Source organism: Bradyrhizobium sp. CB1717 (assembly GCF_029714325.1).
In the GTDB taxonomy this organism is placed as follows: Bacteria; Pseudomonadota; Alphaproteobacteria; order Rhizobiales; family Xanthobacteraceae; genus Bradyrhizobium.
In genome coordinates this window covers 2018197-2034549 of record NZ_CP121666.1, presented here as the reverse complement: position 1 = coordinate 2034549, position 16353 = coordinate 2018197, and the positions used below count along the sequence as shown (strand labels likewise).

The 16353-nt window shown below is 62.3% G+C and carries 16 protein-coding genes, 1 tRNA gene and 1 pseudogene; 8 read left to right on the top strand and 10 right to left on the bottom strand.

Annotation, left to right across the window (positions count from 1 at the left end; all coding sequences use genetic code 11):
* Window positions 1–130 precede the first annotated feature (130 nt).
* Both QA649_RS09710 and QA649_RS09705 read left to right on the top strand, forming a co-directional pair.
* Window positions 131–1024 (top strand): helix-turn-helix transcriptional regulator, encoded by an 894-nt coding sequence (locus QA649_RS09710; RefSeq protein WP_283023978.1) that lies wholly within the window; start codon window positions 131–133, stop codon window positions 1022–1024.
* 103 nt (window positions 1025–1127) lie between these two features.
* Entirely contained in the window at window positions 1128–2342 is a 1215-nt protein-coding gene (locus QA649_RS09705) for an ABC transporter substrate-binding protein (protein ID WP_283023977.1), read from the top strand.
* Window positions 2343–2469: 127 nt separating this feature from the next.
* On the opposite strand, the gene QA649_RS09700 is transcribed toward QA649_RS09705, so the two are convergent.
* Window positions 2470–3432: a TAXI family TRAP transporter solute-binding subunit gene (locus QA649_RS09700; RefSeq protein ID WP_283023976.1), complete on the bottom strand. Its 963-nt coding sequence runs from the start codon at window positions 3430–3432 to the stop codon at window positions 2470–2472.
* A 106-nt stretch (window positions 3433–3538) separates the two neighbouring features.
* Here QA649_RS09700 and QA649_RS09695 point away from each other — a divergent pair, with 106 nt between their 5' ends.
* Window positions 3539–4513, top strand: a complete 975-nt coding sequence (locus tag QA649_RS09695; RefSeq protein ID WP_283023975.1) for a tripartite tricarboxylate transporter substrate binding protein — start codon at window positions 3539–3541, stop codon at window positions 4511–4513.
* A gap of 343 nt (window positions 4514–4856) precedes the next feature.
* A tRNA-Ile gene (locus QA649_RS09690) sits at window positions 4857–4932 on the top strand.
* Window positions 4933–5203: 271 nt separating this feature from the next.
* On the opposite strand, the gene QA649_RS09685 is transcribed toward QA649_RS09690, so the two are convergent.
* The 7 genes and pseudogenes from QA649_RS09685 to QA649_RS09655 form a co-directional block, all read right to left on the bottom strand.
* Complete coding sequence (locus tag QA649_RS09685; protein WP_283026000.1) at window positions 5204–5947, bottom strand: AraC family transcriptional regulator; 744 nt, start codon at window positions 5945–5947, stop codon at window positions 5204–5206.
* A gap of 457 nt (window positions 5948–6404) precedes the next feature.
* A pseudogene (locus tag QA649_RS09680) lies at window positions 6405–6896 on the bottom strand (DNA starvation/stationary phase protection protein); the annotation flags it as partial.
* A gap of 248 nt (window positions 6897–7144) precedes the next feature.
* Window positions 7145–8140: an alpha/beta hydrolase gene (locus QA649_RS09675; protein WP_283023974.1), complete on the bottom strand. Its 996-nt coding sequence runs from the start codon at window positions 8138–8140 to the stop codon at window positions 7145–7147.
* A 177-nt stretch (window positions 8141–8317) separates the two neighbouring features.
* On the bottom strand, window positions 8318–9220 hold the full coding sequence (locus tag QA649_RS09670; protein ID WP_283025999.1) for an SDR family oxidoreductase: 903 nt from the start codon (window positions 9218–9220) through the stop codon (window positions 8318–8320).
* 101 nt (window positions 9221–9321) lie between these two features.
* Entirely contained in the window at window positions 9322–10062 is a 741-nt protein-coding gene (locus QA649_RS09665) for an SDR family oxidoreductase (RefSeq protein ID WP_283023973.1), read from the bottom strand.
* 693 nt (window positions 10063–10755) lie between these two features.
* Window positions 10756–10887: a hypothetical protein gene (locus QA649_RS09660; protein ID WP_283023972.1), complete on the bottom strand. Its 132-nt coding sequence runs from the start codon at window positions 10885–10887 to the stop codon at window positions 10756–10758.
* Window positions 10888–10894: 7 nt separating this feature from the next.
* The gene (locus tag QA649_RS09655) at window positions 10895–11578 is read right to left on the bottom strand and encodes a TetR/AcrR family transcriptional regulator (protein ID WP_283023971.1); all 684 of its coding nucleotides are present in this window, start codon (window positions 11576–11578) and stop codon (window positions 10895–10897) included.
* 212 nt (window positions 11579–11790) lie between these two features.
* On the opposite strand from QA649_RS09655, the gene QA649_RS09650 reads away from it, so the two are divergent.
* The 3 genes from QA649_RS09650 (at window position 11791) to QA649_RS09640 (ending at window position 13782) form a co-directional block, all read left to right on the top strand.
* Window positions 11791–12684, top strand: a complete 894-nt coding sequence (locus QA649_RS09650; protein WP_283025998.1) for an NAD(P)/FAD-dependent oxidoreductase — start codon at window positions 11791–11793, stop codon at window positions 12682–12684.
* A gap of 21 nt (window positions 12685–12705) precedes the next feature.
* Entirely contained in the window at window positions 12706–13179 is a 474-nt protein-coding gene (locus QA649_RS09645) for an isoprenylcysteine carboxylmethyltransferase family protein (protein ID WP_283023970.1), read from the top strand.
* Between the two features lie 144 nt (window positions 13180–13323).
* Window positions 13324–13782: a nuclear transport factor 2 family protein gene (locus QA649_RS09640; RefSeq protein ID WP_283023969.1), complete on the top strand. Its 459-nt coding sequence runs from the start codon at window positions 13324–13326 to the stop codon at window positions 13780–13782.
* Between the two features lie 26 nt (window positions 13783–13808).
* Here QA649_RS09640 and QA649_RS09635 read toward each other — a convergent pair whose 3' ends face one another.
* Window positions 13809–14000, bottom strand: a complete 192-nt coding sequence (locus tag QA649_RS09635; RefSeq protein ID WP_283023968.1) for a DUF736 family protein — start codon at window positions 13998–14000, stop codon at window positions 13809–13811.
* 9 nt (window positions 14001–14009) lie between these two features.
* Here QA649_RS09635 and QA649_RS09630 point away from each other — a divergent pair, with 9 nt between their 5' ends.
* Window positions 14010–14873 carry a class I SAM-dependent methyltransferase gene (locus tag QA649_RS09630; RefSeq protein ID WP_283023967.1) on the top strand — a complete coding sequence of 288 codons (864 nt, stop codon included), beginning with the start codon at window positions 14010–14012 and terminating at the stop codon, window positions 14871–14873.
* 171 nt (window positions 14874–15044) lie between these two features.
* On the opposite strand, the gene QA649_RS09625 is transcribed toward QA649_RS09630, so the two are convergent.
* Entirely contained in the window at window positions 15045–15329 is a 285-nt protein-coding gene (locus QA649_RS09625) for a hypothetical protein (RefSeq protein ID WP_283023966.1), read from the bottom strand.
* Window positions 15330–16353: the final 1024 nt, after the last annotated feature.

Here is a 16353-nt window from a genome sequence, read left to right as displayed (position 1 = left end):
ATCGCGTGCGCGGATGTGTTGCAAAGCAACGAGATGATCGGGCATGGTTCCCGCGGACACAAAATGAACTGCAGAATTCCACCTGCGACGAACGTCCAAAAAGAAGCAAGAATTTGCATAGGAATGCAGGATGGAATTCCTGACGACCAGTGAAGCCGCTGACTATCTCCGACTTGGCGAACGCAAGCTCTACGAACTCGTCACCACCGGTGCGATCCCCTGCAGCAAGGTGACCGGTAAGTGGCTCTTCCCCCGGCACGAGCTCGACCTCTGGGTCCTCTCGGGCCTCGCGCGTCCGGCGGGCATGCTGACCACCGAGCCGCCGCCCGTCATGGGCGGCAGCCAGGACGAGCTGCTCGATTGGAGCCTGCGCGAATCCGGCTCGGGCCTGGGATCGATGAGCGAGGGCAGCGCGCGCGGACTCGAGCGCCTGCAGCGCGACGAGGTGATGGCCGTGGCCCTGCACTTCCACAGCCTGGATGCCACCGGCAATCTTGCCGCCGACGCCAGTGTGACGGCGTTGCGGGACGCTCCGGACCTGCATGACGCGCTGCTGGTCGCATTCGTGCGCCGCGAGCAGGGCCTCGTGCTGCCGCCGGGCAATCCGAAACGGCTGCGCGGGCTCGCCGACGTGCTCGCGGTCGGCGCCAGGATGGCGATGCGACAACAGGGCACAGGCGCGCAGATGCTGCTCGACGCGCTGCTGAAGCGCGCGGACGCCACGACGCGCGATTTGCGGCGGGTGGAGACGCCCGCCCTCACCGGGCCGGATCTCGCCGAAATGGTCCGCGCCGGACAAGCCGATTGCGGGGTCGCGACGCGCGCGGCGGCGCGCTCGGCCGGCCTCGATTTCGTGCCGCTGGTCTGGGAGAACTTTGATCTCGCGATGCGGCAACGCAGCTATTTCCGCCCCGCGATGCAGGCGCTGATCAGGTTTCTCAGCGAAAGACGGCTGCGGCAGCGCGCCGAGGAGTTGACCGGCTACGACCCCTCGCCGGCGGGACAGATCCGCTTCGCGGCCTGACGTTGACGCCCACCCCTGAATAGTTGCAAAAGAAACCAATTCAGCCGGGCCATACCCGGCAAAAGCAACGCCGGCCAACGCGCCGGATCAGGGGAGGACAAACGTGAAGCGAGCGAGATTTGGACTGCCGGTCGCGGCTGCCTTTGCGGCAGCGCTGCCGCCGGGCGCCGCCATGGCGCAGGTATCCGACAACGTCGTCAAGATCGGCGTGCTCACCGACATGAACGGCCCGGCCTCGGCGCCGACCGGCCAGGGCTCGGTGACCGCGGCGCAGATGGCGATCGACGATTTCGGCGGCACCGTGCTCGGCAAGCCGATCAGCGTCGTGGTCGGCGATCATCAGCTCAAAGCCGACATCGGCGCCTCGCTCGCGCGGCGCTGGTTCGACGTCGACCAGGTCGACCTGATCGTCGACGTACCGGTCTCCGCGGTCGGGCTCGCGGTGCAGAACATCGCCAACGAGAAGAAGCGACTGTTCATCACCCACTCCACCGGCACCGCGGATTTCCACGGCAAGTTCTGCTCGCCTTACGCGATCCAGTGGGTGTTCGACACCCGCGCGCTCGCGGTCGGCACCGCGGATGCCGTGGTCAAGCGCGGCGGCGACAGCTGGTTCTTCATCACCGACGACTACGCCTTCGGCCATTCGCTGGAGCGCGATGCCTCCAGCGTCGTCACCGCCAATGGCGGCAAGGTGCTGGGTTCGGTGCGGCCGCCGCTGGCAACGCCGGATCTCTCCTCCTTCGTGCTGCAGGCGCAGGCCTCCAAGGCCAAGATCATCGGCATTGCCGCCGGCCCCCCCAACAACATGAACGAGATCAAGACCGGCTCGGAGTTCGGCGTGTTCAAGGGCGGCCAGCAGATGGCGGCGCTGCTCGCGCTGATCACCGACATCCACGGCCTCGGTCTGCAGGCCGCGCAAGGCCTGCTCCTGACCACCTCGTTCTACTGGGACATGGACGACAAGACCCGCGAATGGTCGAAGCGCTATTTCGCCAAGATGAACAAGATGCCGTCGATGTGGCAGGCCGGCGTCTATTCCAGCGTGATGCACTATCTCAACGCCATCAAGGAGACCGGCACCGACGACCCGCTCAAGGTCGCGGCAAAGATGCGCGAGAAGCCGATCGAGGATTTCTTCTCCCGCAACGGCAAACTGCGCGAGGACAATCTGATGGTCCACGATCTCTGGCTGGTGCAGGTGAAGACGCCGGAGGAGAGCAAATATCCGTGGGACTATTACAAGATCCTCACCACCATCTCCGGCGACAAGGCGTTCGGCCCGCCGGACCCGGCGTGTCCGCTGGTGAAGAAGTGACGGTGTAGCGTCATTCCGGGGCGCGCAACAGCGCGAACTAAGGTGCGCAATTGCGCACCTGAGAATCTCGAGATTCCGGGTTCGGTGCGTTGCACCGCCCCGGAATGACGGTCGCTTTAGGCGACCGTCATTTCACCACGCCGATCTCGCGAAAATACTTCACGACGCCCGGATGGATCAGCTCCGGCCGCGGCGCGGCCGCGACGGTGTTCGCCGCCGTGGTCTCGCAGGCCTGCGCGAGTGCCTTGCAGAACGTCGCCTCGGCGCCGTGCAGCGTCTTCGCCAGGCGATAGGCGACGTCGTCGGGCAGATCCTCGCGGGTGAGGACAAAGCTCCACGAGCCGAGCGAGGCGATCGGCTCGGACTGCTTGGGGTAGCTGCCCGCCGGCACGGTCAGCGGCTTCAGGAACGTATGCCTGGCGCGGATGCGGGTGATCTCCTCCGCGCTTGGAGCGATGAAGCGCGCGCCTGACGCGCTCGAGGCCACCGCGGCAAAGCCGGGCCAGCCGATGCCGGCGCCCCACAGTGCGGCGACGCGGCCGTCCTCGACCATCGCGGGGCCATCGCCGGCGCGGTCGAGATAGATCGCTTTGAAGTCCTCGTCCTGCTTCAAGCCGAGACCGTCGAGCACATAGCGCGCCAGGATCGGCAGGCCCGAGCCTTTGGCGCCGAACGCGACGGGCTGGCCGACGAGATCGGCAATCGTCCTGTAGGGACTGTCCGCGCGCACCACGAACATGCCGGGGTTGGAATAGATCGCGGTGAGAATCTTCAGCCGCACCGGCGCGCGGCCGATGCCCGCAAAAGCCTCATAGGCCGGCTCGCCTGCGACCAGAGCGAGATCGAGCTCGCCCTTCTCCAAGAGCGGAATGTTCTCGTTGCTGCCCTTGGTGTTGCGCGGGGCGATGGTGATGACCGGATCGGCCGCGTTCATCACCTCGGCGAAGGCGTTGCCATAGAGCGGGAAGCCGCCGCCGGGCGTCGCCGTGCCGAGGCTGAGTGTCGTGGTCGGAATGGCGTTGCCTCCGGTCTGGGCAGCGGCGGGGCTTACGAGCAGCGCCGCTGCGAGAAGGATGATTGCGAATCTCATGGGCGTTCCCGGCGGGCCTGCGTCAACACCGACTTGCGACGATGTAGGCAGCCGCGCGTTTTTGTGAAAGCATGCCCCCAACGACAATAGAACAATGGGAGGTGTCATGTTGCGAATTTTGCGTAACGGTGTTTTCGGGCTCGCAGTTCTCTTAGGTCTTTTCAGCACAACCCCTCCCGCCGCGGCCGCCTATCCCGACCGCCCCGTGCACTGGATGATCGGCTTCGCCGCCGGCGGCCCGGTCGACATCGTGGCGCGGATCATGGCGCAGGCGCTCTCGGATCGCCTCGGCCAGCAATTCATCGTCGAGAACCGCACCGGCTCCGGCGGCAACATCGCGGCTGCGGCCGCGATCAACGCAGCCCCCGACGGCTACACGCTGCTGTTCGTCGCGCCCAACAACGCGATCTCGACCTCGCTCTACAAGAAGCTGCCGTTCGACTTCCTGCGCGACACCGTGCCGGTCGCGAGCATCATGCAGCTCACCAACATGCTGGTGGTATCCAACGCGTTTCCCGCGAAGACGGTTCAGGAGTTCATCGACTATTGCAAGGCCAATCCGGGCAAGATCTCCTATGCCTCGTCCGGCAACGGCACCTCGGTGCACATGTCAGCCGAGCTGTTCAAGGTGATGACCAAGTGCGACATGATCCACGTGCCCTATCGGGGATCCGCGATCGCCTTCCCCGACATCATCTCCAACAAGGTGCAGCTGATCTTCGACAATTTGCCCTCCGCGCTGGAGCAGGCGAAGGGCGGCAATGTCCGCGCCCTCGGGGTGACCTCGCCGCAGCGCTGGCCGAGCGTGCCCGACGTGCCCGCCATCGCCGAGACCGTGCCAGGCTTCGAATCGGTCGGCTTCTACGGCATCTCCGCGCCGAAGGGCACCCCGAGCGAGGTGATCGAGACCCTCAACAAGGCCATTGGCGACGCGCTGAAGGACCCGAAGGTGATCGCCCGCCTCGCCGAGACAGGCGGCATCCACAAGCCGATGACGCCCGCCGAGTTCGGCAAGCTGGTCACGGACGAGACCGAGAAGTGGCGCAAGGTGGTGGAGTTCGCGGGGGTGTCGGTGGACTAGCGGCGACTCGGCGGCGGGGCTTGCCGCGCGCCGGCAGGACGTTTGAGGGGACCAACAGGCCCTCTCAAACAAAAAGTGCGAAAACAACCCCATGCACAGTAGAAGAGCTAAGCAATTACAGTGGGTTACGGAAACGAACAGACAAGCCGCCACTTGAGCGGTTTGACCCGTCGGGCAAAACAGGATTATAAGGGCATCATCGCAAATTTCGGGTATTCAAAAATTTCCGGCGATGCCGCGCTGACGTTTCCATTCGCCAGAGCGAGCATTGCACCCCCGCCTCCATCCCTGTAAACGAACCGCGCACCGTTGCCGGCCGCACTCCCGCAGCCGTCCCGCGGCGGGGCCTGTAGCTCAATGGTTAGAGCCGGCCGCTCATAACGGTCTGGTTGCAGGTTCGAGTCCTGCCGGGCCCACCAGCCTTCGCTCGCTTCGCGAGCTTCGGCTAGGCGAGCCAGCGCCACGGATGCCAAGCGAAACGAGTGAAGGCTGCCGCGCCAAAGGGCGAAGGCGGGCGCCTGGGCATGCGAGCTATGGCTTGGCAAGCCACGCGGGGTTATCGCACCAGAAGCGCCTCATCGCGTTGCTCGCTGCCATACTGCAGCAGTCCGCAAACGGCCGAAAAGCCGCCTCTGAGCATCTCTTGCAACTGCGCGGACCAAGGCCCCGCAGAAGTGTAACAGTCGGCTTTTACTCACGAGCGGCCCGCTTGTAGTGCGCCGGCGTCACGCCGGTAGCGCGTCGAAATGCTCGCGTGAAACTGGATTGTGACGAGAACTGGCAATCAAAGGCGACCTCAGTGAGCGACAGCTTCCCCGCCATGAGGAGCTTCTTGGCGCGCTCTAGCCGGCGTTCCCTAACGTAGCCATGCGGCGGCGTCCCGACACTGGCCGCAAATGCGCGCGTAAAATGGAACACGCTCAGACATGCGATGCTCGCGAGATCGCTCACCGTAATTTCCTCAGTGAGGTGATCTTCAATGTAGGCGAGAACGCGCCGCAATCTAACATTGTCCAGCCCGAATTTTGGCTCGCGCTGCAGGCGGTGCCGCGGACTTTCCGAATGCTCGTGCAGCAGCCGCGCAGCCAAAAACAGCGACGCAGTTTCGACCAGCATACGCCCGGATGGCGTGGGATCTGACATTTCTCGCAGCACCGACAGAGCAATCTGGTTGATGACGCTGTCTTGTACACCGGACATATAGCGGATCGATTGTCCGGGGAATTGAGGCAGGTTGAACTCGGTCTCCAGGCGGCTGAACGCGATTCTTGGAAGATACAAGTGAGCGACTTCCAGTTCCGGCGAAGCGATCCGGATCGCGTCTGCTCTGGCGGCCATAGGATTGAGCCAGATCGTCCCGTTGGAGGGACGGACTTGCCGCAGCTCGGCTCCGACTTTGCAGGTCACGGCTCCCTTGTCCGAGCCGTTGACCATGACCGCCACCTCAACGTCCTGACCTTCAGCCCCGGGGCCTTCACAGCTAGAGTGAGATCGAAACTCTGCGAAGAGCGTCGACCATCCCAAATGATCCGACGACCTCAGGAGTCGGGAGGCAGGGTATTTTTTGGAACCTTCTAAAGACAGGGTATCCAACATGTCAGCCAAAAACGTCGTAACAAGCCATCATCTGCTTGAGGGTACGGAAGCAAACCACACAACTACGCATCCACGCCAGCACACAATGTGCGTAGTAACAAACCCGTGTTCAGCGCCCGACAATTCGACATCGGCATTTCCATGGGAGCAGTTCGTCCGCGGGGAAATCCATTTCACCGTCGGACGCGTCGAGGCGCTTGCGCTTCTACGACCCGACGCGATGTGGCGCCATGACGAGAGATCGATCTCCCTTGCCGCGTCCACTACGTGCGCCTATTCGCGTGTGATCCGACACTGTCTCATAGAGAAACCAGCTGCGCCCCTCGGCTTCGTCGATCCAGGTTTCGAGCAGACTCGTCGTCGCGATGTCATGACCCTCATCGCATTTCCTGTGGAGGCGACGCATTGCCGACTCGAGTCGCAGGCTGTCCTCTCTCAACTCGGAAAGCATGGCTTGCGGGTCGAGATCCTCGGCTTCGCTGTCAATGATGCTTTGGAGACGGGCGATGTGCCCAATCGAACGAAGGGTCGTGCCGCCGAGCTTGCGGACGCGTTCGGCTAGCGGATCGGCGATGTTTAGAATTTGGACACTCTGCTCATCGAGGAGAAGATGATAGTCGCGAAAATGTGGACCGTTCATGTGCCAATGAAAGTTCTTTGTCTTGAGATAAAGAGCAAACACGTCGGCCAACAAGCTATTCAGCGCAGCGCCGATTTCGCTGACAAGATTGACCGGCAGATCATTGAATTCCTTCGTCGCGCTCATTCGGGCGCTGCTTTCGCTCATAGTTGTTGGCATGGCCATTCGATCCCTCACTTCTTTTGAGATTCGTTGATCGATTTTGTATTTCTCGAGATAGGCCTGAGGGGCGGCCAGGGTCGCCATGACTGAAGACCAGGGGCTGACCACTGCGCCAATCCTTGTAGTAGATCCCGGTCTCGTCCCTGGTCGTGGGGAGTCCTGCTTTGAGTTGATCCGTGTACGGGGGCGATGGAAATGGGCGCGGCGGCCAAGCGCCGCCGCGCAGCGGACTGTCAGTTCGTCGCAGCTTCGAGATGCCGCCGCACACCCTGACTGACCTGATCGATCGCAGCCTCGGTGGAGGGAACATGTCGCAGCGCGTTCAGCAGCACGAAATCGTGAATCGTCCCGTTGTAGCGAACGGCATCGACGCTGATCCCGGCGTCCTTCAGCTTGCGCGCATAAGCCTCACCCTCGTCACGCAGCGGATCGTTTTCGGCCGTGATGACGAGCGCGGGCGGCAGCCCTTCAAGCGCGTGGGTGTCGGCGCGGAGCGGCGAGACATAGGGATTGTCGCGGGTCTTGGTGTCAGGAGCGTAAAGGTCCCAGCCATACTTCATGAAAGCACGGGCCAGGAAACGGCCGGTCCCGTACTCATGGTAAGACGCAGTATCGACGCTAGCGTCGGTCGCCGGAATGAGGAGCACCTGGTAGCTGATCCTGGGTCCCTTGCGATCCTTGGTCATGAGAGCAAGTGCGGCAGCCATGTTGCCGCCGACCGAGTTGCCCGCCACGGCAATTCGGGTGCCATCGGCACCAAACTCCCCGGCGTGCTCGGAGACCCACTTCAGTGCGGCATAGCACTCGTCGAGCTGGGTCGGAAATTTGGCCGCCGGCAAGGGGGTGTACTCGACGAACACGCCGATCTGCCCCGAGCCGACGACGAGATCGCGCAGCAGGCGCTGATGGTTCTCGAAATTGCCGACGATCCAGACGCCGCCATGGATGAAGAGCAGCACACCGGGCTTTCCGCTCACGTGCTCGGGCTTCATGATGTACAACTTCACGGCACGACCATCTTGCGTGACGGTCTTCTCGATTGTCGTGACGCCTGACATGTCGACGGATGTCTGCGATTGGAGCCCGGTGAGAACGTCCTGCGGCTTTGGCTGCGGCAGATCCCAGAACGGACTGTTGTCCTTATTGATCTTCGCCAGGAATGAGCGGATCTGGGGATCGATCCTGGGGTCAGTCGCGGCGTTCGGAGCCGCTGAGGCGATCTGGGTCATGAGGCTTGCTCCGATTGTCAAGGCTGCGAGTTTGGCAGTTCGGTTCATGGATTGGTCCGGATGTTTTGTGGCACATGAAGGCTTGCACGAGATCGTTTACGGGCCCTACCGAGGGCCTTCTGTCCCGTCGCGGCTGTTGTATTGATCGAATTTGCTGTCGCGGCGATCGTGGGCCAGTTACACCAATGTCCTGGGCTTCAGGAGGTCAGGAAGCCCAACCCGATGCAGCATCTCGGCGCGCACGCGGTCGATCACCGCAAAGCTGACGCTTGCACCGTCCTCAGTCGGGTCATAGTGGATCCGGAACGGACGCTTGCCAAAGGGCATGCCGACCACCTTGACGATCTCGTCGGCCACCCCATTGGGGTCTGCGTCGTCGGGGACGATGGCGGCGAAAGCCTTGAGCACCTCCTCGCCGAAGCCCTTGTAGGGACCCAATTCATATTCCGCGACACGCGCCTCGTCGGCCGGACGCCCCGAATGCAGGAAGTGGTTCGTGCCCTTGGTGAACGCACCGGGCACCACGATCGTCGTTTCAATGCCCCAACGCGAGAGCTCGCGCGCGTAGAGGACGGCCAACGAGTCCATAGCGGCCTTGGCCGCGAAGTAAGGGGCGAGGTAGGGCGGCGTTCCGCCGGCCGAGCTGCTGCTCGACACCCAGACCATCAGGCCCTGTTTCGCCGCCCGCATATGCGGAACGACGGCGCGGTTGACGCGCTGCGTGCCGAGCACGTTAACGTCGTACTGCTGCGCAAACTGCTCGGGCGTAAACGCTTCGGCGGGGCCAAACATCATGTGACCGGCGTTGTGGACCAGCACATCGACTTTGGCGCTGTCAGCTACGATCCTCTTGATCGCCGCATCGACGGACGTCTCGGACTGAACGTCAAGCTCTATTGTGCGCAGGTCGATGCTGTCGCGCTTTGAGGCTTCAGTCAACTCGGCCGCGTTCTCTGCGTTGCGGCCGGCGACGTCACGCATGGAGGCATAGACGGTGTGTCCGGCTTTGGCGAGCGCCTCAGCGGTCAGGCGGCCGAAGCCGCTGGAAGCGCCAGTGATGAGAATGACTTTCTTGCTCATGACGAAATCTCCTTGATGACAGTGGTGCTGTTGCCGTTGGGGACCGCGCATAGTCGGATGCTGCCGTTGGTGCGGAGCCGGGCCGTCGATCTACGTGCCGCTCAGCACATGCCGCCGTTGGCACGGATCGTCTGGCCATTGATCCAGCCGCCCTCGGGGCCGACAAGGAAGGCGATCACGCGAGCGATATCCTCGGTCCGCCCGAGGCGTTCGAGCGGATTCAGTTTCGCCATGTGATCGATGAGATCCTGGCTCTTGCCGTGCAGGAAGAGCTCGGTCGCGACCGGGCCGGGAGCAACGGCGTTGACGCTGATACCTCGGCCGCGCATCTCTTGCGCCAGAACCTGCGTCAGGCCTTCGACGGCGGCCTTGGTGGCAATGTACACACCGTAGGTCGGCAGACGCACGCCGATCACGCTGGAAGAGAAGTTGACGATACGTCCTCCGTCGCGCAAGCGCTTGGCCGCCTCACGGCACGGATTAAACGTGCCCTTGAGATTGATCGCGATAATCTGGTCGAAGGTCTGATCGTCAACCTCGGCTATTTTGGCTAGTTTCATGATGCCAGCGCAGTTGATGACCACGTCGATGCCGCCAAACGCCGCTTCGGCCGCATCAAACATCGATGCGACCGCAACCGGATTTGCAACGTCCGCCTTGACAGCGATGGCTTTGCCGCCCGCCGCCTCAATTTTTGAGACAATTTCCTGGGCGGGAGCCGCGTTGCCTACAAAGTTCACCACGACCCGGAAGCCATCGCGCGCGAGACGCTGCGCGACATCGGCGCCGATACCGCGCGACGAACCTGTAATGATGGCGACTTTGTCTGACGATTGGCTCATAACCCCGTGTCCTTTCAATTCAGCATGCGCTGATGTGTCTTGTGGCGCATGGAGGCTTGCACAAGTGATTTATGAGCCCTGTCGAGAGCCTTCTGTCCCCTCCCTGCTGTTGTATTGACCGAATTTGCTGGACCAACTGGCCTGCTGGCAAACTACGACCAGTAAGCGCTCGCTTCGGTGGGAGGCGGGCGTCTCAAACAGAAGAGCCTCACCGGCAGGGCAGCGCACCAGTTTCGCACCAGACACAGCGTGAACAAAACGGGTTGAACGCGATCGAACCCAAACGAAAACGCGAGAAAATCAACGAAAACGATCGATATCCCGTCGCTCATAACGGTCTGGTTGCAGGTTCGAGTCCTGCCGGGCCCACCAGCCTTCGCTCGCTTCGCGAGTTCCGGCTGGGCAAGCCCGTGCAACGAACTCCCAGCGAAGCGAACGAAGGCTGTCAAGCCGAAGCCTGCAGGGCGAAGGCGCACCGGATTCGGGGACATGCGCTGCCGAGAGTTCGCCGCTTCCGCTTGATGGGATGTTTTGTGCACTGTCACCGTTTGCCGAAACCCGCTTCCGAAGCTGCCAGCGTGCTTGCACGCAAGACAGATCGATTCCCGCTGAGTGGTGCCGGCGACGTGAACACATACGCATTATTTGCGGAGCTATTTTCCCAACTGACAAGAGCGGGTGGGCGCGCGGGCATCATCGTGCGGACTGGTATCGCGGCCGATAGCTCAACAAGCGTATTTTTTCCGCGATCTTGTCGTCAATCGAAGGCTCTTCAGCTTCCATGATTTTCAAACCGGCCTCGGTCATTTTGACGACATCGGTCACGCACGATTCAAATTTTGTTTTTTGACCTTGGGGCAGGCAAACATCCGCCCGCGTGGTCGTTGCCACCGTGCGCGGCGATGAACATGGCGACGGCCGACCGGCAATAGGATTCGATTTCGTTGTCGTCCTCTGCTCTCGCCTGATCGAAGCGTGCGATCATCAGGAGATCGGATCCTTTGAAAAGCGCGGCAAACAAGCGGGCGGACCGGAGAGGATCGGGCACGTTCAGAACCGCCTTCACGTGCAGCTGACGCAACAGGGCCTCGATTTGGCCGATGACATGGGCGGGGCCGGCTTCGAAATGGAGCCTGCTTAACGCGTTTTGACTCGTCTTGTCGGCCATGACCATGGCTTCGACACTGCGGACGTCTGATCTCAACAGCGTGCGAAGCAGTAATGATCCCACCGCCATGAGCGTATCTTCGACCGAAGCCTCGACGCCTTCAAGAAGGGTCTGTGGTGCAAACAACTGATGGCAGCCGGCCGCCATGGCCGCGCTGAACAGCGCCTCCTTGTTCTCGAAGTGCCTGTAGATGCTGAGCTTCGATATCTTCGCCCGCTGGGCGACCTTGTCCAAGGTCGTCGCTTGAAAACCCAATTCCACAAAGAGTTCGCGCGCGGCGTCGAGGATCGTTTGGCCAAGCGCCTCGTTGGCGGGCCGGCCGCGCCGGCCCTGGCTGTTTTCGGTCACAACAATTCCAGTACTTGACAGTATTCTAATTCTTGCATTACGATACCATGAAGTATCTGAAATGTGCAAGCCAATGGGTAGGTTTCAATTTGTCCATGCAACGACGAGCCCTGCTGAAGTTGGCTGCGCTTTCCACCATCGGCCTCGCCCGCGCTCAGGCCACCGCCAAGCCCAACCCGCCTCCCTCCATCCACAACACGGATCCCATCACCATGGATGACGTCATCATCATCGGCGGCAGCTTTGCCGGTCTCGCCGGCGCCCTGCAGCTCGGCCGTGCCCGCCGCAAGGTCACCGTTCTCGATACCGGTCTGCCGCGCAACCTGTTCGCAGCCCACTCGCATGGCCTGCTCGGCCACGATCACAAGCCGCCGCTGGATATCCTGGCCGAGGCGCGGCAGCAGCTGGCGCGTTATCCCACGATCAAGCTGGTCAGTGCCCGGGCCGAAAGCGTCTCCGGCGCCATCGACGATTTCAATGTCCTCACGTCCGATGGCCAAAGCTTTGCGGCGCGTCGTCTGATCCTGAGCTATGGTGTCGCCGACCAGATGCCTGATGTTCCGGGCTACGCCGAAAGCTGGGGCACGTCCATCGTGCCCTGCCCCTATTGCGACGGCTTTGAAGTCGCCGGCCAGCATTGGGGCCTCGTCTGGTCCAGTCCGCAGTCTCACAATCAGGTCAGGCTGTTCCACGATTGGACCGACAAGTTGATTCTCTTCGCCGATGGTCACGACATTCCGCCCGATATCCGGGCCGATCTGGCGCGCCGCAACGTACCTGTCGTCGATGGCCGGATCGTCGAGATCGCCCATCACAAGGGCCATATCGCCACCGTCAATCTCGATACCGGCCGCAATGTCGCGGTCGACATCCTGTTCGCCAATCCGCGCAACAAGCCGTCCGCAAGCCTGCATGAATCACTGGGCCTTGCCACCGTGGCGACGCCCGCCGGCATCGTCCTCAAGGTCGACGAGCGCCGTCAAACCAGCATGCCTGGCATCTACGCCGCCGGCGACCTCGCCACGCCCTTCTTGCCCTCGGTCACCCAGGCATCATCGCAGGGCGCGATGGCGGGCATCTTCGCCCAGCAGTCGATGGTGGTTTGAGAGCACAGATTGGAGATGAGCATGGCCGTGGAACCGGACAGCGCGGGTGTGCGCTTCCCTCCGCCCTTCGTCTATCTGGGAGCGCTGCTGTTGGGGCTGGCGGCGGAGCGGTTCGTCACCCTGCGCTCTTTTGGCATCGACTGGCGGTTGCTGGTCGCGACGGACGCGCTGCTGTTCGTTGCCGGCGCGGCGATGATGCTTGCGGCGGCGGGGCTGTTCCGGCGGCTGGGCACCAACGTTCCGCCGTCGCAGCCAACGACCCTCATCGCAACGACCGGTCCTTATCGGTGGACCCGCAATCCCATGTATCTCGGCATGGCGCTTATCTATGCCGGCCTTGCGATCGGCTTCGACGGGCCGATCGCCTTCGCCTTGCTCCCGTTGGTGCTGATCGCGATCCAGACGCAGGTGATCGCCCGCGAGGAGCGCTATCTCGAAGCGAAGTTCGGGGACGACTACCGCCGCTACAAGGCCGAGGTTCGCCGCTGGCTCTGACTACTGCGCCGCTGCCGTCTGCGTGGCCGCCCGTCAGCCAGCTTTCCCAACAGATCGCCGTCGTTACCCGGAGCAGCTTTCAATATCTGGAAAGTATCCATCCGTCTTGCAGAGCCGTCGGCCATCCAACAACAGGGGGCATCAATGGTCTACAGTCTAATTGTCAAAAAAGAGATCCGCAGGAGCTTCGATCATGTCAACAACCAGCGTTGGGATGATGCTGCAAAGGGCCTAACACCAAACGCGTATCACTGGGTTGCCGGAGATCATGCGTTGGGGGGTGAGCGACATGGAAAGCAATCGGTGAAGCAGTGGTTCGAGCGCATGGGCCGTGTTTTCCCGAAGCTTCACATAGATATTGAGCAGGTCGAGGTGACGGGTTGGCCATGGAATACCACAGTGTTCGTCAAGTGGCGGGCCAACGCGAGGCTACTTGACGGCCAAAGCTCGTATGTGAACAGGGGCGTCCACGTCTTCAGGTTGCGATGGGGCAAGGTTTATTCGATTGAGGAATACTTCGACTCGCAGGCTGCAGAACGAAGCCTCGCTATCCAAGCTCGTGCCGGTTTGGATGAAGCTGCGGCTGGACCAATCGTGAGCTAACGCGGATCATTCGTGTGATGCCGCCATCAGCGCACAGATTCCCTTCTCCGGTTGCCGCGGGCGCGGTTGTCCTTCGAAGTTCGGCGCAAGGCGGCACCGATCTCGACGCAAGAGGCGATCACACGCAGGTCTGGCGTCTTATCGCTGGTGGAGGCGGGATCGCTGGGGACGATGCGCGCTTTGGCATCGGAGCGCTTAGTCAAAAGCGCATCAAACAAGGATATGTCATGGCACAGCACAATGCCGATCGGGTCGCCGACTGGAATGGCCAAAGCGGGGAGCGCTGGATCGCCCACCAGGCCCGGCTCGACGCCAGGCTGGCGGTGTTCGGCCAGGCCGCGATCGAAGCCGCCGCGCCCGCGGCGGGCGAGCGCGTGCTGGACGTCGGCTGCGGCGCGGGCGCGTCGAGTCTGGCACTGGCCGCGCGCGTCGGCGCGGGGGGCCAAGTGCTGGGCGTGGACATATCCGAACCGCTGATCGCCCGGGCGCGCGCGCTTGCGCCAGGGGATACGCCGGCCCTGTTCCGCGTGGCCGACGCCAGCAGCGCCGAGCTGCCCGAGGGGGCGTTCGACATCCTGTTCTCGCGTTTCGGGGTGATGTTCTTCGACGATCCGACAGGGGCGTTCGCCCATATGCGCCGCGCGCTCAAGCCGGGCGGGCGGGTCGCTTTCGTCTGCTGGCGTGGCGCGGCCGAGAACGATTGGGTGCGCCTGCCGATGGGCGCGATCAAGGGCATCGTCCCGCCGACGGCGCCGCCCGATCCCGAAGCGCCCGGCCCATTCTCGTTCGGCGATCGGGAGCGGGTGGCTCGCATCCTGACGGCGGCCGGCTTCACCGATATCGCTATCGCGCCCTTCGATGCTTCCGTCCCGTTTGGCGAGGGCGCGACGCGGGACGCGGCGATCGACGACGCGGTGAAGATGACGTTCGAGGTCGGCCCGCTGTCGCGCGCGCTCGCTGATCAGCCAGAGGACATCCGCGCCCGCGCCTCGGCCGCGGTTCGTGCCGCCTTCGCGGGCCGCGCCGGCGAGCGGTCGGTGATGATCAACGGCGCGACGTGGATCGTCACGGCGCGCAATCCCGCAAGCTGATAGCGATTAGCAAGGGAGACGCCCCGCTCGGTGGAGGGGGGCATCTTTGGCCGGTCACGACCTCCTGAAGACGGACCGAATTTGACGAATGCGTCACTGAGGATCCGCCGCTTCAGCTTGCAGAGTTTTGTGCACTGTCACCGTTATCGGGGGGCGCGGCAAGCGGAGGCCCTATTGCAGCTTTTCGACCTTTGCCGGCAGGTCGGGATATCGGCCAATTCTGTAGGTCGCGTTCTTGCACGTCAGAACCCAGACATCGTAATCCGGCTTTGACAGCTTGACGTCGCGCGTTGCCTTCTGCGGCTGGTCGCAATCGAAGCCTTGGCTGCGGATTTGAGCTGCGAGCGTACTCGTAGCGGTTTGCGCTTTGGCAACGTGTCCGAAACGCTCGCCGCTCGACAGCACGGCGAGGAAAAGAATGGCCAAGAGCGGAAGAGTTTTCTTTGTGCGTTCCATGCTTGCCCTCCTTTGGGGGTGCGATCACCGTTCGCCCGGCCACCATGTTTAGCCGGATCGCTCACCGACCTCTATGTTCGTCCTGCGTTCGCAGTTTCTCGGAAATCCCTTTCGCAGTTTTCTGATCTCAGGTCCTCCGCATCTCAGCATATCCTGGCATTGTCGCCCTCGTCACAAGTATGGCCGGGCCAGCCCCGGACCGATGGACCGAACCATATTGGAATGCCGCCCCAGATGATCCAGCGGCCATCCGGTTCAACCGGAAGCCTCATAGGCACGCGGATTTTGACGCGTGGCTCGCGAGCCACGGCGGATGACGTGAGCATGGCGATCGCGATCAATCCAATCGACAAGAGCTTGATTGTAGTCATTGAACTTGCCTTCCAGCCCTTGATGGGGCTGCAACCTTAACCCGTTTCTTCAACCCTCGTGCAGGCGAACCTGTGCCGCCTCGCTCAATCATTGGCGTTCCAACTTGGAACATTCGCCCGCGCAGCCCTTCGCAAAGCCATCTGAGCGTTTCGAAGCTAACGCTCGTTGTTGGAGATCTTCAGCCACGCCAAGGTGCACAAACGGCAGCCGTCGTTCGGGAGCACTTACCGCTGTTACCCTGCTCGTCAAACTCGCGACGTTTGAAGGGGCATGATTTCGGGCGCGTCCCCATCAACAGGAGAAACATACCGCGCTCGGCTTGGTACTTGGCTTCGGCACGGGTACTTTCCCAACCCTGCAAGGCGGTGTCGCCTAAGGGGGCACATACCCGCCATTCCCACTTACGACGGCGAGCGGTCTGTCTGTTGATCGCCCCATATATGGTAGTCTGACCTATTGCGAGGTTCACCATGAGGAAGACGTTATCGGCTCTCGCTGCCGCCGCGACTTTGGCCGCTTTAGCAGGCTCGCCAGCGTATCCGCGCGATGATTACGGACCCGGCGGCAATCCGTATCCGCGCACTTATCCCGGACCACCACGCGGCACGCCGTACTGGTCGGGCTATGTCGATGCCCCGGTTGGCGAGGCGAT

Coding starts and splice junctions, on each gene's coding strand:
- QA649_RS09665 (WP_283023973.1), bottom strand. CDS start 10,062: ATGAGCCAATCGTCAGACAAAGTCGCCATCATTACAGGTTCGTCGCGC.
- QA649_RS09710 (WP_283023978.1), top strand. CDS start 131: ATGGAATTCCTGACGACCAGTGAAGCCGCTGACTATCTCCGACTTGGC.
- QA649_RS09640 (WP_283023969.1), top strand. CDS start 13,324: ATGGTCTACAGTCTAATTGTCAAAAAAGAGATCCGCAGGAGCTTCGAT.
- QA649_RS09625 (WP_283023966.1), bottom strand. CDS start 15,329: ATGGAACGCACAAAGAAAACTCTTCCGCTCTTGGCCATTCTTTTCCTC.
- QA649_RS09670 (WP_283025999.1), bottom strand. CDS start 9,220: ATGAGCAAGAAAGTCATTCTCATCACTGGCGCTTCCAGCGGCTTCGGC.
- QA649_RS09650 (WP_283025998.1), top strand. CDS start 11,791: ATGGATGACGTCATCATCATCGGCGGCAGCTTTGCCGGTCTCGCCGGC.
- QA649_RS09675 (WP_283023974.1), bottom strand. CDS start 8,140: ATGACCCAGATCGCCTCAGCGGCTCCGAACGCCGCGACTGACCCCAGG.
- QA649_RS09695 (WP_283023975.1), top strand. CDS start 3,539: ATGTTGCGAATTTTGCGTAACGGTGTTTTCGGGCTCGCAGTTCTCTTA.
- QA649_RS09700 (WP_283023976.1), bottom strand. CDS start 3,432: ATGAGATTCGCAATCATCCTTCTCGCAGCGGCGCTGCTCGTAAGCCCC.
- QA649_RS09645 (WP_283023970.1), top strand. CDS start 12,706: ATGGCCGTGGAACCGGACAGCGCGGGTGTGCGCTTCCCTCCGCCCTTC.
- QA649_RS09685 (WP_283026000.1), bottom strand. CDS start 5,947: ATGGTCAACGGCTCGGACAAGGGAGCCGTGACCTGCAAAGTCGGAGCC.
- QA649_RS09630 (WP_283023967.1), top strand. CDS start 14,010: ATGGCACAGCACAATGCCGATCGGGTCGCCGACTGGAATGGCCAAAGC.